Source organism: Paraburkholderia sp. BR10923 (assembly GCF_040948765.1).
In the GTDB taxonomy this organism is placed as follows: domain Bacteria; phylum Pseudomonadota; class Gammaproteobacteria; order Burkholderiales; family Burkholderiaceae; genus Paraburkholderia; species Paraburkholderia youngii.
Genome location: NZ_JBFPKO010000002.1, coordinates 490,943 through 506,426 on the forward strand (window position 1 = coordinate 490,943; position 15,484 = coordinate 506,426).

A 15,484-nucleotide genomic window follows, 5' to 3' on the forward strand; every position below is an offset into this window, starting at 1 on the left:
ACCTTTTTATTCAATGATGTTAGCGGGCACTCACTTTCCGTATCTGGCCAGTGTGCGCTCGCGGGCCTGTGCGTGATCGACGATCGGCTCCGGATAATTCCCGCCTAGCACCACGCCGAACTCCGCGAGCCGCTCCGCGCCCGCCAGCCACGGCGCGTGAATCCATTTTGCCGGCAACCTGGCGAGCTGGGGTAGATATCGTTTGATAAAGCGTCCGTCGGGGTCGAATTTTTCGGATTGCGTGACTGGATTGAAAATGCGGAAGTAAGGCTGCGCGTCGCAGCCGGTCGAGGCGGCCCACTGCCAGCCGCCGTTGTTGGCCGAGAAATCGAAGTCGTTCAGCAGATCGGCGAAGTAGCGTTCACCGAGCCGCCAGTCAATGCCGAGATCCTTCGCGAGGAAGCTCGCCGTGACCATGCGCAGGCGGTTGTGCATATAGCCGGTCCGGTTCAACTGCAGCATCGCGGCATCGACGAGCGGATAGCCGGTGCGGCCGTCGCACCAGGCGGCGAACGCTGCGTCGGCCGAGGGGCCTTTTTCCCAGCGCAAATGCTCGTATTCCGGTTTGAACGGCGCGCCTTTCGCGATGCGCGGATGGTGCGCGAGGACCATGAAGTAGAAGTCCCGCCAGATCAGTTCCGACAACCACGTTGCCGCGCCTTTGCCGTCGGGTTGCAGCGACATCTCGTACGCGAGCCGTGCGAGCGTGCGGATCGATACCGTGCCGAAGCGCAAATGCACCGACAGATAGCTCGGCGCCTTCGTGGCGGGGAAATCGCGCCGCTCCGCGTAGCTATCGATGCGCGTCAGGAAATCATCGAGCAACTGTTGCGCGCCGTTCATTCCGGCGGGCAACTGCAAGTCCGTCAGGTTGCTCGGCGCGAAGCCTAGCTGATCGAGTGTGGGCAACCGTCGGTCGAGCTTGCGCGGCAGCGCCGCCAGATGCTTCGCGTAGGTCTCCACCGGGTAGGGCTTCACGTCGAACGCGCTCAATTGCTTGAGCCACGCGTTCCTGTACGGCGTGAAGACCATGAACGGCTTGCCCTGGCCGTTCAGCAGTTCGTCGCGCTCGAAAATCGTCTGGTCCTTGAACGTTAGCCACTGCCGGCCCGCATCCTTAAGACGCTCGCCGACTGTCGCGTCGCGTTCGATCGCAACCGGCTCATAGTCGTGATTCGCGAACACCGCATCGACGCGCAACTCCGCCGCGAGTTTCGGCACCAGCCCGGCCGCATCGCCGTATAGCACGACGAGGCCGCCGCCGAGCGCGCGCAACGCGCCGTCGAGTTCAGCCAGTGACGCGAGAATGAAGTCGATGCGGCGATCCGGCACCGGCTCGCCTGGGTGGCGCGTCTGCCAGGCATCGACGATCGGCTGCAGGATCGTAGTGTCGAACACGAACACGCACCAGACGCGCTCGCAATGCTTGAGCGCGTAGTACAGCGCGGCATGATCGGTGCTGCGCAGATCGCGGCGGAACCAGACGAGGCCGGCGTCGAAACTGTCGTGCAGGCGGCGGGCGCGTGTCATCGGAGGGGCAGTCGGGATGAAGGTAGTTGACGACCGGCATCGCACATAGCGTGCCGCACGCGCCAAAATGATCAGCGCCCGACCCTATTGTCCAGAGTGCGGGCGCTGGTCGCGACGGCGCCGGGTAATGCGCCGTCAGCGGTTCTGCCTGGGCATTGCTGATCGGCGCGACGGCCGACCTGACCTCAAGCGACATGCAGACGAACCGCGACGTTGTTACGCGTGGCGTTCGAGTACGGGCAGACCTGGTGTGCTGCGTCCACCAGTTCCTTCGCTGCTTGCGCAGCGAGCCCCGGCAGCGAGATACGCAGATCGATGTCGAGCGCGAAGCCGCCCTTGTCGTTCGGGCCGATGCCGACGTCGGCGGAAACCTGTGTGTCGGCCGGCAGGGCCTGCTTGCGCTGGCCGGCGACGAACTTCATGGCGCTCAGGAAACAGGCCGAGTAGCCGGCCGCAAACAGCTGTTCGGGATTCGTGCCCACCGCGCCATTGCCACCGAGCTCACGCGGCGCGGCCAGCTTCACGTCCAATGCATTGTCCGACGATATGGCGCGGCCGTCGCGGCCACCGGTGCTCGTTGCGCTTGCCTTGTAGAGGATGTTCATGGTGCAGCTCCTGGTCTTGGGTGTCGGGGTTGGCATGTTTGCCGCTGGCTGCCGGTTCGCCGGTCTGGCGAAGTGCTAGCGAAGCGGCATGTGAGTAAGATAGTACACAAATCATTTGTGTACAAATGAATTTTGCGGCGAAGCCGGAACTAGTCCGTTTCAGTTATCGCCCTACTGGTCCATGAAGTCGTTGAGCGTCGTGCGCAGGCGTGTGAGGTCGTCGCGCAGACGCAGCAGGAAGTCCGGCGACTGCTGCGTCGCGCAGAGGATCTCGCCGGGCACGTCGCGCGCCTGACGCTTGAGCGCCTTGCCCGCGCCCGTCAAGCGAATGTAGACGAGGCGCTCATCGTCAGTGCCGCGCGCGCGCTCGACGAGTCCCTGCACTTCGAGGCGCTTGAGCAGCGGCGTGACCGTCGCCGGATCGAGATTCAGACGCGTGGCCATGTCCTTGACGGTGACGTCGTCGGTTTCCCACAGCACGAGCATTGCCAGATACTGTGGATACGTGAGTCCGAGCCTTTCGAGCAGCGGCTTGTACGCTTTCGTCATCGCGAGCGAGGTCGAGTAGAGCGCGAAGCACAGTTGCTCGTCGAGCGTGAAGGGGAGCGCGGGGCGCTGGTTCATGGTCCACCTCGGCAAAAAAGGAGCGTGCAAATCGATTGCACGCAAATTATTGTGCCGCAAATCGATTCGGGATGCCGGGCGTCGAGCCGGTGTTTCGACAGAGAGGTCGGGAAGATGCGTGCGGAACACGCAACGCGCGGGCGCCAGAACGGCATCCGCGCGGGAGCGAAGGATCAGGCCGCCGGCGTGGTCGGCAGATCCGGCGTTTGCGGCGTCTGCACGCCGAAGCAGCCGCGATAGGTCGCGTAGAACGAGCAGTACAGCATGGTCGTGACGATCATCGTCGCGGGCATCAGGATCGCGAACGCGAAGTCCGCCGCGCCGAGCGCCTGCATCAGCGCGGACAGCCCGATCGACACGACCGTTGCGACTGCGAACCACAGCGCCGCGAACACGATGAAAGCGCCGCGATTGCGCCAGCAACTGACGACGCTGAAGAACATCGCCTTGACGGGCGGCACGTCGTGCCAGGCGGCGAGGATCGGCGAGAACCAGAACAGCATCGCGACCGGCACATAGAACGCGAGCGCGGTGACCACCGCGAGCGGGATATTGCTGTTGGCGATTGCGTTTTCATCCATCGACGCGTTGCCGAGCATCACCTTCAGCAGCATGCCGCCGTCGGCGAGCGCCGAGCCGGCCAGCACGAGCGCCATCGCGATCACATACAGCGCGCCGAGCACGAGCAGCCGCCGCGCAACCACCGAGCCATACGAATGAAAGCCGTCGACGAGAATGGTCGGAAACACCGGTTTGCCCGCGATCGTGTTGCGGCAAGCGGCCATGAAGCCGACCGCGACACCCGGAATGAACAACAGCGGCAACACGCCGCCGACCAACGGAATCTGCGACACGAGCGTCATCACCAGCAAATAGGTGAAGAACAGCGTCAGGAAGGCGAGCGGATTCTTGCGGAACAGCCAGATGCCCTGGCGGAACCACACGTAGCCGGTTTTCGCGGGGACTTCGATCAGTTGCATGGGGTATGGATGCCTGGATTCGCGACGCCCAGCAGGCGCTCGCGCAGAATGCGTTCGAAATGACCGGGGTCGTGCGGCTTCAGCAATTCCGCCGCGCGCGGCAAATGAAAATCATACAGGCGCGAGACCCAGAAACGGTATGCACCCGCACGCAGCATGTCGCCCCAGTGATGGTTTTCCTCGACGGTGAACGGCCGCACCGTCTGATACGCGCGCAATAGCGCCTCGGTGCGTTCGGAGTCGAGCTTGCCGGTCGCGAGGTCGACGCACCAGTCGTTGACCGTGACCGCGACGTCGAATAGCCACTTGTCGCAGCCGGCGAAATAGAAATCGAAGAAACCGCCGAGACGCACTTCGTGGCCGGTCTCGGGCGCCGCGTGCGCGAACATCGCGTTGTCGCGGAACAGGTCGGCGTGGCACGGACCCGAGGGCATTGCCGCATAATCGGCGGAGGCGAAGAACGCCTCCTGATGCGCAAGCTCGGACGCCAGCAGATCGCGCTGCTCGCCTTCCAGATACGGCAGGATCGTCGGCACGGTTTCCCGCCACCACGGGAGGCTGCGCAGGTTCGGCTGATAACGCGGATAGTCGCGGCCCGCCAGGTGCATGCGCGCGAGCATGTGGCCAACCTCGGCGCAGTGCTCGACGCCGGGCGCGAGTTCGGGCGCGCCTTCGAGCTTCGTCACGATGGTCGCGGGTTTGCCGAGCAGCATACCGAACAGCGCGCCGTCGAGGCGCGGCATCGGATCCGGTACCGGCACGCGATGCGCGGCAAGATGACGCATCAGGTCCAGATAGAACGGCAGTTGTTCAGCTGTCAGCTTCTCGAAAATGGTCAGCACGTATTCGCCGCGCGTCGTCGTCAGAAAGAAGTTGCTGTTTTCAATGCCGGACGAAATGCCGCGAAACTCGACGACATCGCCGAGATCGTAGTGACTCATCCATTCTGCGAGTTGGGATTCGTTGACAGCGGTGAAGACGGCCATGCGGAAACGTCGGATCAGGTTGTTGGGGCTGGCGCGGTGCGGCCAGTGCGAGGTGAGACAAGCGAATGGGGTGCAGCGGGCGACGAGTGCGGACCGGCGAAGTGTACGCGTCGCCGCATTCAGCGCAAGTTCATCGCGCAGCGGCCGCGATCGGGTGGAACCGGGGCACGACCGCGCCGCGGCCGCCGTTGCCGGCGTGCCGCTTTCATAACGATCAATAGTGGAGATTCACCGACGGCAGGCGCGTGCTGGGCTTGCCGCTGTCGTGGACGGTGGGCGACGTGTCGGGCGACGCGCTCATCTGGTAGCGGGTACCGAAATTCGATTGCACGTTGATTTCGACCGGCTTGCCCTTGTCGCGGAATTCAGTGATTTCGGTGCCGTTCGGGCTGACTTCGTGAAAACTCGGCGTGCGCGGAACGTTGTTGATGTCGACCTTCGAGCTGACCTCTGCGGCTGGACGATTGATCTTGGCGAGATCCGGCAGACCGGCCCGTTCGTTGGCGGACTGGGGCACGCCGGCGGGCGGCGGTTCGTCGACGGGCTGGGCAGCCATCGCGGCGTTGCCGAAGGCGAGAGCCAGCGCAACAGCGATGGGAAGGAGCGGCTTCATGGTGATTCTCCAATTGGGTGCCCGGATTCTAGCAAATCCGGCCTGGCGTACGGGCGCTAAGCCTTATTTTGCGCCGCTTTCGCACAACACGCGCGCGTTCTCGCCAGCGCTGTCGCAAGCGTCGCCGCCGACATTTGGCAACAGCGGGTTCCGTGGTAATGTCGTCTCATCAAAAAGGGTGAACGATGATGATGAACAATGATATCAATCAGCGCACGGTGCAGACTCCCGCCAGCAGCTTCCCGACCGAGGGCTTCGACGACGCGGCCGAAGCCGTCACCCGCCTCGCCGCGATCTACGAGGCGAACACGTCATTCCTGCGCGATGCGTTCGCTCGCTATCGCCGCAACGAGCAGTTCGACCATCGCGTGCGCGCCTGCTATCCGTTCGTGCGCGTGCGTACCGAGGTCAACACGCACATCGATTCGCGCCGCTCGTACGGGTTCGTCGCGGGGCCGGGCGTGTTCGAGACGACCGTCACGCGGCCCGACCTGTTCGGCAACTACTATCGCGAGCAGCTGCGGCTGCTGGCGAAGAACCATCACGTGCAGATCGAGGTCGGCGTGTCGGACCAGCCGATTCCGATTCATTTCGCATTCGCGGAGGGCATCCACCTCGAAGGCGATCTGGACCGCGAGCGCCTGTTCCTGATGCGCGACATCTTCGATACGCCGGACCTCGCGCTGCTCGACGACCGCATCGTCAACGGCACGTACGAGCCGCTGCCGGGCGAGCCGCATCCGCTCGCATTGTTCACGGCGGCGCGCGTCGATTTTTCGCTGCATCGGCTGAAGCACTACACGGCGACCTCGCCGACGCATGTGCAGAACTACGTGCTGTACACGAACTATCAGTTCTATATCGACGAATTCGTAAAGCTCGGCCGCGCCATGATGGCCCGTACCGACGACGCGGAGTTGCGCGCCTATCGCAGCGAATACACGTCGTTCGTCGAGCCCGGCGACGTCGTCACCTACAACGAGAATCTCGGCGAGCAGGCGCAGGAGGGCACGCCGCCGCCGCGTTTGCCGCAGATGCCCGCGTATCACCTGAAACGCGCGGACGGCAGTGGCATCACGATGGTCAACATCGGGGTCGGGCCGTCGAATGCGAAGACCATCACCGATCACATCGCGGTGCTGCGCCCGCATGCGTGGATCATGCTCGGCCACTGCGCGGGGCTGCGCAACACCCAGCGTCTCGGCGACTACGTGCTCGCGCACGGCTATGTGCGCGAAGATCATGTGCTCGATGCCGATCTGCCGCTGTGGGTGCCGATCCCGGCGCTCGCCGAAGTGCAGGTCGCGCTCGAGCGCGCGGTCGCGCAGGTCACGCAGCTCGATGGCGTCGAACTGAAGCGCGTGATGCGCACGGGCACCGTGGCGAGCGTCGACAATCGCAACTGGGAGCTGCGCGATCATCGCGAGCCGGTCCAGCGGCTGTCGCAGAGCCGCGCGATCGCGCTCGATATGGAAAGCGCGACGATCGCGGCGAACGGCTTTCGCTTCCGCGTGCCTTACGGCACGCTGCTGTGCGTGTCGGACAAGCCGCTGCACGGCGAGTTGAAGTTACCGGGCATGGCCGATCAGTTCTATCGCGCGCAGGTCGATCAGCATCTGCAGATCGGCGTGAAGGCGATGGAACTGCTGCGCATGAACGGGCTGCATCGGTTGCATAGCCGCAAGCTGCGGAGTTTCGCGGAAGTCGCGTTTCAGTGACTCGGGCCGAGGTGCTGATAACAGCCGAGAGGAGGGTAGTCTTCCTTATCAATCGGTTTCGTTAGGTGTCGAGGTGCTCACCACCACCGAAGGCCCGGCGGCAACGCGCCCGCCATGTGCGCGCCCTGATGTGTGCGCAGTGCATCGTGCTACGCGTAATGCGAGGCGCGCAGCGTCATGCGATCACAGGTAGAACATCCGGTCTTCGTCCGACTTGACTGGATGCGCTTCGCCTTCCTCGCGGTCTTCGTAGAACTTGAGCACCGCTTCGAGCACCTGGTCCGGATTGTCGATCACCTGCATCAGATCGATATCGGTCGGATTGATCAAACCCATCGGGATCAGCGAGCTCTTGAACCACGCGAGCAGACCCTCCCAGAACTCGGCGCCTACCAGAATGATCGGCACGTGGCGCGACTTCTTGGTCTGGATCAGCGTGAGCACTTCGGCGAGTTCGTCGAGCGTGCCGAAGCCGCCGGGCATCACGATCACCGCATCCGAATTCTTCACGAACGTGACCTTGCGCGTGAAGAAATGGCGGAAGCGCAAAGAGATGTCCTGCCACTGGTTGCCCGACTGCTCATGCGGCAACTCGATGTTCAGACCGACCGAGGGAGCCTTGCCCGCATGCGCGCCCTTGTTGGCCGCTTCCATAATGCCGGGGCCGCCGCCGGAGATCACCGCGAAGCCGGCATCCGACAATTTGCGTGCGATCTGCGTGGCGAGTTTGTAGTACGGCGAGTTCGGTTTCAGGCGCGCCGAACCGTAGATGCTGACCGCCGGGCGAATCTCCGACAGGTACTCGGTCGCCTCGATAAACTCTGCCATAATCGTGAACATTTGCCACGATGCGCGGGCTTTTTTGGCCGTTGCGCGCTCTTGATCTGCGAGCGATCGCAGACTCGGAATCACTTTTCTCTTAGTCATAATGCCTGAAGAACGAAGCCTTGAAGGTAAGACCCTGCTGTTGGTCGACGGTTCGAGTTATCTGTACCGGGCCTACCATGCGATGCCTGATCTGCGCGGCCCCGAGGGTGGCCCGACGGGTGCGCTCTACGGGATGATCAACATGCTGCGGCGCATGCGCAAGGAAGTCACAGCAGAGTATAGCGCGTGCGTGTTCGACGCCAAGGGCAAAACGTTTCGCGACGACTGGTATCCGGAGTACAAGGCGAACCGTCCATCGATGCCGGAAGATCTTGCCCGTCAGATCGAGCCGATTCACGTCGCGGTGCGTGCGCTCGGCTGGCCGCTGCTGATGATCGATCGTGTCGAAGCGGACGACGTGATCGGCACGCTGTGCACCGAGGCGGAAAAGCTCGGCATGAACGTGGTCGTGTCGACCGGTGATAAAGACCTCGCGCAGCTCGTGTCGAACCGCGTTACGCTTGTCAATACGATGACCAACGAAACGCTCGACCGCGACGGCGTGGTCGCGAAGTTCGGTGTGCCGCCGGAGCGCATCATCGACTATCTGTCGCTGATCGGCGATACCGTCGACAACGTGCCGGGCGTCGAGAAATGCGGTCCGAAAACCGCGGTCAAATGGCTGACGCAGTATGAGTCGCTGGATGGCATCGTCGAGCATGCGAGCGAGATCAAGGGCGCGGTCGGCGATAATCTGCGCCGCGCGTTGGACTTCTTGCCGATGGCGCGCAAGCTCGTCACAGTCGAGCGTCATTGCGATCTGACCGGGCACATCGTGTCGATCGAAGAAAGCTTGCCGAGCCTACCCGAGTCGCGCGAAGAGTTGCGAGATTTGTTCACGCGCCACGGCTTCAAGACGTGGCTGCGCGAAGTCGAGATTGCCGACGCGGTCGAAGGTCCGGAAACCGACGTGCCGCCCGCGTTGTCCGTCGATCACGAGCGCCACTACGAGACCGTGCAAACATGGGAGCAGCTCGACGCGTGGCTGGACAAGATCAATGCGGCCGAAATGACTTCGTTCGATTCCGAAACCACGTCGCTCGACCCGATGATCGCGCGGATCGTCGGCTTGTCGCTGTCGGTGGAAGCAGGCCGCGCGGCGTATGTGCCGCTCGCGCATCGCGGCCCCGACGCGCCGGTGCAGCTGCCGCTCGACGAAGTGCTCGCGAAGCTCAAGCCGTGGCTCGAAAGCGCGGACCACAAGAAGGTCGGCCAGCATCTGAAGTACGACGAACAGGTGCTCGCGAATTACGGCATCGAAATGCGCGGCGTCGAGCATGACACGCTGCTCGAATCGTACGTGCTCGAATCGCATCGCACGCACGACATGGACAGCCTCGCGCTGCGTCATCTCGGCGTGAAGACGATCAAGTATGAAGATGTCGCGGGCAAGGGCGCGCAGCAGATCGGCTTCGACGAAGTCGCGCTCGACAAAGCCGCCGAATATGCGGCCGAAGACGCAGACATCACGCTGCGTTTGCATCAGGCCTTGTATCCGCAAATCGCCGCGGAGAAGTCGCTCGACCACGTGTATCGCGAGATCGAAGTACCGACTTCGCGCGTGCTGCGCAAGATGGAGCGCACCGGCGTGCTGATCGACGCGGAGAAGCTGCGTCAGCAGAGCAGCGAGATCGCCACGCGTCTGATCGAGCTCGAAGGCAAGGCATACGAACTGGCCGGCGGTGAATTCAACCTCGGCTCGCCGAAGCAGATCGGGCAGATTTTCTTCGAGAAGCTCGAACTGCCGGTCATCAAGAAGACGCCGAGCGGCGCGCCGTCCACCGACGAAGAAGTGCTCCAGAAGCTCGCCGAAGACTACCCGCTGCCGAAGATCCTGCTCGAACATCGCGGCTTGTCGAAGCTGAAGTCGACCTATACCGACAAGCTGCCGCGCATGGTCAATCCGCAAACCGGCCGTGTGCATACGAACTACGCGCAGGCCGTCGCGGTGACGGGGCGGCTCGCGTCGAACGATCCGAACCTCCAGAACATTCCGGTGCGTACCGGCGAAGGCCGGCGCATCCGCGAGGCGTTCATCGCGCCGCCGGGTCACAAGCTCGTATCCGCCGATTACTCGCAGATCGAATTGCGCATCATGGCGCACATCTCCGGCGACGAATCGCTGATGCGCGCTTTCTCGCAGGGCGAAGACATTCACCGCGCCACGGCATCGGAAATCTTCAACGTGACGCCGCTCGAAGTGTCGAGCGATCAGCGGCGCGTCGCGAAGGTCATCAATTTTGGTCTCATCTACGGCATGAGCGCGTTCGGCCTCGCGTCGAATCTCGGCATCACGCGCGATGCGGCGAAGATGTATATCGACCGCTATTTCGCGCGCTATCCCGGTGTCGCTCGCTATATGGACGAGACGCGCTTGAGCGCGAAGGCGAAGGGCTACGTCGAAACGGTGTTCGGCCGCCGTCTGTGGCTGCCCGAGATCAACGGCGGCAACGGTCCGCGCCGCCAGGCCGCGGAGCGGGCCGCGATCAACGCGCCGATGCAGGGCACCGCTGCCGACCTGATCAAGATGTCGATGATCGCCGTGCAGAACTGGATCGAAGACTCGAAGATCGGCACGCGCATGATCATGCAGGTGCACGACGAACTGATTCTCGAAGTGCCCGACGCCGAGTTGTCCGACGTCCGCAAGCGTCTGCCAGAACTGATGTGCGGCGTCGCCGCGCTGAAGGTGCCGCTGGTCGCCGAAGTCGGCGCGGGGCTGAACTGGGAGGAGGCGCATTGACATGTCCGTGACACCCGCACGATAACGTCGTGCGCATGTCACACATGAGTATTGGCCACTTGTGACTTCCCAGCCGGGTCGAGGACAATCGATTCAGGACGGCGCATTCATGCGCCGCGTCGCGACAGATAATTCATCGGCAACACGGAGAAGTGCAATGCATCGATTTATCGTCGTTGGCGGAGGTGCGGGAGGGCTGGAACTGGCGACGCGTCTTGGCGATCGCTATGGGGCCGGCAAGAAAGGGCGCAGCGCGCAGGCCCAGGTCACGCTGGTCGATCGCTTTCCGACGCATATCTGGAAGCCGCTGCTGCACGAGGTGGCGGCGGGCAGCATGGACCCGTTCACACAGGAGCTCCCTTACGCGGCGCAGGCGCGCTGGCATGGCTTCGAGTTCCAGCAAGGCGATCTGACCGCACTCGACCGCGCGAACCGGCGCATTACGCTCGGCATCGTGCTCGACGACGACGGCGCTGAACTGCTGCCCGCACGCGTGCTCGAGTACGACACGCTGGTCATCGCGATCGGCAGTACCACGGCCTTCTTCGGCGTCAAGGGAGCGGCCGAATTCTCGATTGCACTGGATACGGTTAGCGAGGCGGAGCGTTTCCGCAAGCGCCTGATCGCGGCGTGCATGCGCGCCGAACATCAGGCGCACGAGCCCGTCGAGTCGCGACCGGGACCCGGCACTTGGACGTCCAGCGAGCCGCGCATTCAGGTGGCGATCGTCGGCGGCGGCGCGACGGGGGTCGAGTTATCGGCGGAATTGCGCAATACCGCCCAGGTGTTGTCCGCGTACGGCTTGCACAAGCTCGATCCGCGGCATGACGTCGGCATCGTGCTGATCGAGGCGGGCCCACGCATCCTGCCCGCGTTGCAGGAACGCGTTTCCACGGCCACCGCCGAATTGCTGACCAAGCTCGGCGTGAAGCTGATGATCGGCGAGACCGTGGCCGAGGTTGCGCCGGGCTACATCCGCACCGCCAGCGGTCACACGGTGCGAGCCGATCTGACCGTGTGGGCGGCGGGCATCAAGGCGCCGGCGGTGCTCACTCAACTCGACGGCTTGCCGGTCAACCGGCTCGGTCAGCTGATCGTGCGCCGTACGCTGCAAACCGAGATCGACGACAACATCTTCGCGCTCGGCGACTGCGCGGCCTGCGAGTGGCCGGGCAACGAGCGCAACGTGCCCCCGCGCGCGCAGGCCGCGCATCAGCAGGCGAGCTTTCTGATGAAGGGACTGGCGGCGCGCCTCGAGAACAGGCCGCTACCGGAGTTCACTTATCGCGACTTCGGCTCGCTGGTCTCGCTCGGACACTTCAGCGCGGTCGGCAATCTGATGGGCGGGGTGATCGGCGGCAATATGCTGATCGAAGGGCTGTTCGCGCGCTTCATGTACATGTCGCTGTACCGGCTGCATATCGCGGCGCTGCACGGCTATCCGCGCATGGTACTGGACACCTTTGCGCATTGGTTGCGCCGTACCACGCTGCCGCGCGTCAAGCTGCACTGACTGCATCGGCGCATGCGGACAATCTCCTCAGTTGAATCTGCAACGGGATGCGCGCAAGGCGTATCCTGTTGCCTCTAACAATTCTTCGAGGAGCGCCCCATGCTGAAGCCTGAAGTTGATTGTCTGATTCCGCACGTTCCCTTCGATCGGCGCACCTTCATGAAGGCGGCGCTCGGCACTGGTTTCGCGGCAGCGGTGCTGCCCGTCTCGGCGCAGACCATCCATACCGACAGCGACGGCCTCGAAGCAGGGGAAGTGGCGTTCCATTCGGGCAGTACGCTGATACCGGCCTATCGCGCGCAGCCGAAGGGCAAGACGCATCTGCCGGTGATCCTCGTCGTGCATGAAATCTTCGGCGTCCACGAGCATATCGCCGACGTGTGCCGGCGCTTCGCGAAGCAGGGCTATCTGGCGATCGCGCCGAACCTGTACGAGCGCGAGGGCGACCCGACCGCTTACCCGAGCATGCAGCAACTCAACGAGCAGTTGGTCAGCAAAGTGCCCGACGAGCAGGTGCTGGCCGACCTCGACGCGGCCGCCGCGTGGGCCGGCGAGAACGGCGGCGACCTGAACCGGCTCGGCGTCAACGGCTTTTGCTGGGGCGGGCGCATCTCGTGGCTGTATGCCGAGCACAATCCGCGCGTGAAGGCGGGCGTTGCCTGGTATGGTCGCGTGACCGGCGCGAAGAATGCGATGACGCCTGCCAATCCGCTCGATCTCGTCGCCGACCTGCATGCGCCCGTACTCGGCTTGTATGGGCGCCAGGATCAAAGCATTCCGCAGGACACGCTCGAACAGATGAAGCAGGCGATCGCGCAAGGGCCGCAGGCGGGACGTGGCTCGCAGTTCGTCGTTTATGACGACGCGGGTCACGCGTTTTTCGCAGATTACCGTCCAAGCTACAAGAAGGCCGATGCCGAGGATGGCTGGCGTCGCACGCTCGTGTGGTTCAAGCAACATGGGGTTGCTTGAAATCCTCATGTGTCTGTTTGGCTAGCGATAAATCCGATGAAAATGGCCGTTGCCGCCTTGAAGCGGCAACGGCCTTTTTGTCGGATTACGACTCGCCGCGGCAAGTGCTCAGGGGTTCGCCCCGGTCGCCACCGGCCGTTTCGGATCGGAACTCCACTCGCTCCATGAGCCCGGGTACAACGCCGAGCCATGCAGGCCGGCAACCTCCATCGCGAGCGAATTCACGCAGGCGGTTACGCCCGAGCCGCATTGCAGCACCACGTGCTCCGGCGACGTGTCGCCGAGCAGCGCATGGAATTCCTCGCGCAGAGTGTGTGCCGGCTTGAAGCGGCCGTCGGCGGTCAGGTTGTCCTTGAAGAAGCGGTTCAGCGCGCCCGGGATATGGCCGCCGACGCGGTCGAGCGTCTCGTTTTCGCCGCGATAGCGATCGGGCGCGCGCGCATCGACGACGACCCGCTCCTTCGAGACGAGGTTGCGCTCGACCGCCTGGCTATCGATGGTCACCGCGAGCGGCGCGGCCGCCTTGAAGTCGCCGGTGTTCTGGGGGGGCACGGCCTGCGTCAGCGGCTGGCCGGCCGCTTCCCATGCCTGCAGGCCGCCGTCGAGCAGCGCGACCGCGTCGTGGCCGAGCCAGCGCAACAGCCACCAGACGCGCGCCGCGTACATGCCGCCTTGCGCGTCGTATGCGACGACCTGTTGACCTTGCTTCAGCCCTCGCGACTCGAGCGTTTCGACGAGCCGCGCGCGATCGGGCAGCGGATGCCGGCCGTTCGAGCCGTTCTTCGGCCCGGATAGATCGCGATCGAGATGCAGATAGTGCGCGCCCGGCAGATGGCCGGCCAGCCAGGCTTTCTCCCCGGCGTCGGTATCGGCGAGGTCGAACCGGCAGTCGATCACGAACACGCTGCCCGGCGCGGCCGTGAGCAGCTCGGCAAGATTGGTCGCGGAGATCAGGGTGGTGTAATGAGTGTGGGGCATGAGCGTCTCCTCGATACGGGCGATGGCGGCTGCGGGCCGCGTCGTTCACGCGGCTGGCGCAATCGCCGGTCTATGTTGTTAGTCTAAACAAAAAAAGACGGGTCGAAGCCCGTCTTTCCTTGAGTCGATGAATGCGCCACGCGGCGCGGATCAGATCGTGCCGAGTTCGCGCCGCAGAAACTCGTGGAAGTGCTGCATGCCGTCTTCCATCGGGCTCTGATACGGACCGACCTGCGATTCGCCTCGCTCCATCAGCGCGAGACGGCCAGCGTCCATGCGCTCGGCGATCTCGTCGTCTTCACGGGCCGTCTCCATATAGGCGGCGCGCTCGGCTTCGACGAAATCGCGCTCGAACAGCGCGATTTCCTCGGGGTAATAGAACTCCACCACGTTGGTGGTCTTCTGCGGACCGCGCGGAATCAGCCATGACACCACCAGCACGTGCGGATACCACTCGATCATGATGCCCGGGTAGTACACCATCCAGATCGCGCCGAACTCGGGCGGATTGCCGTCGCGAAAGCGCAGCACTTCATCGTGCCACTTGCGATACGTCGGGCTTCCCGGTTGCTCAAGCGCCTTGTGCACGCCGACCGTCTGCACGCTGTACCAGTCGCCGAACTCCCACGTCAGATCATCGCAATTGACGAAGCTGCCGAGGCCCGGATGGAACGGCGCGACGTGATAGTCCTCCAGATAGACCTCGATGAAGGTCTTCCAGTTGTAGTTGCACTCGTGGACTTCCACGTGATCGAACATGAAGCCCGAGAAGTCGAAGTGGCGCTTGGTGCCGAGGCGTGCGAGATCTTTCGCGACGTTGCGACCTTGTGCCTCGAACAACAGACCCTGCCAGTTCTGCAGCGGCGTGGCGCCGAGATTCAGGCACGGGTTGTCGGCGAAATGGGGCGCGCCGAGCAGCTCGCCCTTCAGGTCGTACGTCCAGCGATGCAGCGGACAGACGATGTTCTGCGTCTGCCCGCGGCCGTTGAGCATGATGGCTTGCCGGTGGCGGCACACGTTCGACAGCAACTGGACTTGCGACTGCTGGTTCCGGACGAGTACCCGCCCCTCGCGTTCGCTGGGCAAGGCAAAATAATCCCCCGCTTCGGGCACCATGAGATCGTGGCCGATGTAGCGAGGACCTTTCTTGAAAAGGGTGTCGATTTCGCGCGTAAGAAGCGCTTCGTCAAAGTAAGCCGTGACTGGCAGCTGGCTGTGAACAGACCGCAACTGCAATGCATTGCTCAGATTGGACATTCCCACTCCCGATGAAGACGTGAAAGCAGTGAACAACC

Annotated in this window: 14 protein-coding genes; 5 read left to right on the forward strand and 9 right to left on the reverse strand. The window is 63.4% G+C overall.

All coding sequences use genetic code 11. From position 1 onward, the window contains the following. Window positions 1-30: 30 nt before the first annotated feature. The 6 genes from AB3X94_RS05645 to AB3X94_RS05670 form a co-directional block, all read right to left on the reverse strand. Window positions 31-1,530: a deoxyribodipyrimidine photo-lyase gene (locus tag AB3X94_RS05645; protein WP_176107215.1), complete on the reverse strand. Its 1,500-nt coding sequence runs from the start codon at window positions 1,528-1,530 to the stop codon at window positions 31-33. A gap of 185 nt (window positions 1,531-1,715) precedes the next feature. Next, window positions 1,716-2,135 carry an organic hydroperoxide resistance protein gene (locus tag AB3X94_RS05650; protein ID WP_176107216.1) on the reverse strand — a complete coding sequence of 140 codons (420 nt, stop codon included), beginning with the start codon at window positions 2,133-2,135 and terminating at the stop codon, window positions 1,716-1,718. A 171-nt stretch (window positions 2,136-2,306) separates the two neighbouring features. Beyond that, a complete protein-coding gene (locus AB3X94_RS05655) occupies window positions 2,307-2,759 on the reverse strand; it encodes a MarR family winged helix-turn-helix transcriptional regulator (RefSeq protein WP_368610987.1) in 453 nt (150 codons plus the stop codon). 173 nt (window positions 2,760-2,932) lie between these two features. Then, entirely contained in the window at window positions 2,933-3,739 is an 807-nt protein-coding gene (locus AB3X94_RS05660) for a BPSS1780 family membrane protein (RefSeq protein ID WP_176107218.1), read from the reverse strand. After that, window positions 3,730-4,725: a homoserine kinase gene (locus tag AB3X94_RS05665; protein ID WP_176107219.1), complete on the reverse strand. Its 996-nt coding sequence runs from the start codon at window positions 4,723-4,725 to the stop codon at window positions 3,730-3,732. The genes AB3X94_RS05660 and AB3X94_RS05665 overlap by 10 nt, the downstream gene beginning before the upstream one ends. A gap of 214 nt (window positions 4,726-4,939) precedes the next feature. Beyond that, window positions 4,940-5,281: a hypothetical protein gene (locus AB3X94_RS05670; protein WP_246392159.1), complete on the reverse strand. Its 342-nt coding sequence runs from the start codon at window positions 5,279-5,281 to the stop codon at window positions 4,940-4,942. A 55-nt stretch (window positions 5,282-5,336) separates the two neighbouring features. Between AB3X94_RS05670 and AB3X94_RS05675 the strand changes: the two genes are divergently transcribed. Together AB3X94_RS05675 and AB3X94_RS05680 are read left to right on the forward strand one after the other, a co-directional pair. After that, window positions 5,337-5,540, forward strand: a complete 204-nt coding sequence (locus tag AB3X94_RS05675; protein WP_176107221.1) for a hypothetical protein — start codon at window positions 5,337-5,339, stop codon at window positions 5,538-5,540. Beyond that, window positions 5,530-7,056, forward strand: a complete 1,527-nt coding sequence (locus AB3X94_RS05680; RefSeq protein WP_176110515.1) for an AMP nucleosidase — start codon at window positions 5,530-5,532, stop codon at window positions 7,054-7,056. Before AB3X94_RS05675 ends, AB3X94_RS05680 begins: the two co-directional genes overlap by 11 nt. Window positions 7,057-7,239: 183 nt before the next feature. Here AB3X94_RS05680 and AB3X94_RS05685 read toward each other — a convergent pair whose 3' ends face one another. Next, window positions 7,240-7,983 (reverse strand): TIGR00730 family Rossman fold protein, encoded by a 744-nt coding sequence (locus AB3X94_RS05685; protein ID WP_013092994.1) that lies wholly within the window; start codon window positions 7,981-7,983, stop codon window positions 7,240-7,242. Window position 7,984: 1 nt separating this feature from the next. Here AB3X94_RS05685 and polA point away from each other — a divergent pair, with 1 nt between their 5' ends. The 3 genes from polA to AB3X94_RS05700 all read left to right on the forward strand — a co-directional run bounded on the left by polA (window position 7,985) and on the right by AB3X94_RS05700 (window position 13,211). After that, window positions 7,985-10,726 (forward strand): DNA polymerase I, encoded by a 2,742-nt coding sequence (polA, locus tag AB3X94_RS05690; RefSeq protein ID WP_368610988.1) that lies wholly within the window; start codon window positions 7,985-7,987, stop codon window positions 10,724-10,726. A 157-nt stretch (window positions 10,727-10,883) separates the two neighbouring features. Beyond that, window positions 10,884-12,239 (forward strand): NAD(P)/FAD-dependent oxidoreductase, encoded by a 1,356-nt coding sequence (locus tag AB3X94_RS05695; RefSeq protein ID WP_368610989.1) that lies wholly within the window; start codon window positions 10,884-10,886, stop codon window positions 12,237-12,239. A gap of 99 nt (window positions 12,240-12,338) precedes the next feature. Then, a complete protein-coding gene (locus AB3X94_RS05700) occupies window positions 12,339-13,211 on the forward strand; it encodes a dienelactone hydrolase family protein (RefSeq protein ID WP_368610990.1) in 873 nt (290 codons plus the stop codon). A 108-nt stretch (window positions 13,212-13,319) separates the two neighbouring features. Here AB3X94_RS05700 and AB3X94_RS05705 read toward each other — a convergent pair whose 3' ends face one another. Continuing rightward, complete coding sequence (locus AB3X94_RS05705; protein WP_176107225.1) at window positions 13,320-14,189, reverse strand: sulfurtransferase; 870 nt, start codon at window positions 14,187-14,189, stop codon at window positions 13,320-13,322. A 150-nt stretch (window positions 14,190-14,339) separates the two neighbouring features. Next, the gene (locus AB3X94_RS05710; RefSeq protein WP_368610991.1) at window positions 14,340-15,446 is read right to left on the reverse strand and encodes an aromatic ring-hydroxylating dioxygenase subunit alpha; all 1,107 of its coding nucleotides are present in this window, start codon (window positions 15,444-15,446) and stop codon (window positions 14,340-14,342) included. Window positions 15,447-15,484 lie beyond the last annotated feature (38 nt).

Bases quoted from the DNA above. Each gene is read 5' to 3' on its own strand.
- AB3X94_RS05645 (WP_176107215.1), bottom strand. From the start codon at position 1,530: ATGACACGCGCCCGCCGCCTGCACGACAGTTTCGACGCCGGCCTCGTC.
- AB3X94_RS05650 (WP_176107216.1), bottom strand. From the start codon at position 2,135: ATGAACATCCTCTACAAGGCAAGCGCAACGAGCACCGGTGGCCGCGAC.
- AB3X94_RS05655 (WP_368610987.1), bottom strand. From the start codon at position 2,759: ATGAACCAGCGCCCCGCGCTCCCCTTCACGCTCGACGAGCAACTGTGC.
- AB3X94_RS05660 (WP_176107218.1), bottom strand. From the start codon at position 3,739: ATGCAACTGATCGAAGTCCCCGCGAAAACCGGCTACGTGTGGTTCCGC.
- AB3X94_RS05665 (WP_176107219.1), bottom strand. From the start codon at position 4,725: ATGGCCGTCTTCACCGCTGTCAACGAATCCCAACTCGCAGAATGGATG.
- AB3X94_RS05670 (WP_246392159.1), bottom strand. From the start codon at position 5,281: ATGGCTGCCCAGCCCGTCGACGAACCGCCGCCCGCCGGCGTGCCCCAG.
- AB3X94_RS05675 (WP_176107221.1), top strand. From the start codon at position 5,337: ATGGTGATTCTCCAATTGGGTGCCCGGATTCTAGCAAATCCGGCCTGG.
- AB3X94_RS05680 (WP_176110515.1), top strand. From the start codon at position 5,530: ATGAACAATGATATCAATCAGCGCACGGTGCAGACTCCCGCCAGCAGC.
- AB3X94_RS05685 (WP_013092994.1), bottom strand. From the start codon at position 7,983: ATGACTAAGAGAAAAGTGATTCCGAGTCTGCGATCGCTCGCAGATCAA.
- polA (WP_368610988.1), top strand. From the start codon at position 7,985: ATGCCTGAAGAACGAAGCCTTGAAGGTAAGACCCTGCTGTTGGTCGAC.
- AB3X94_RS05695 (WP_368610989.1), top strand. From the start codon at position 10,884: ATGCATCGATTTATCGTCGTTGGCGGAGGTGCGGGAGGGCTGGAACTG.
- AB3X94_RS05700 (WP_368610990.1), top strand. From the start codon at position 12,339: ATGCTGAAGCCTGAAGTTGATTGTCTGATTCCGCACGTTCCCTTCGAT.
- AB3X94_RS05705 (WP_176107225.1), bottom strand. From the start codon at position 14,189: ATGCCCCACACTCATTACACCACCCTGATCTCCGCGACCAATCTTGCC.
- AB3X94_RS05710 (WP_368610991.1), bottom strand. From the start codon at position 15,446: ATGTCCAATCTGAGCAATGCATTGCAGTTGCGGTCTGTTCACAGCCAG.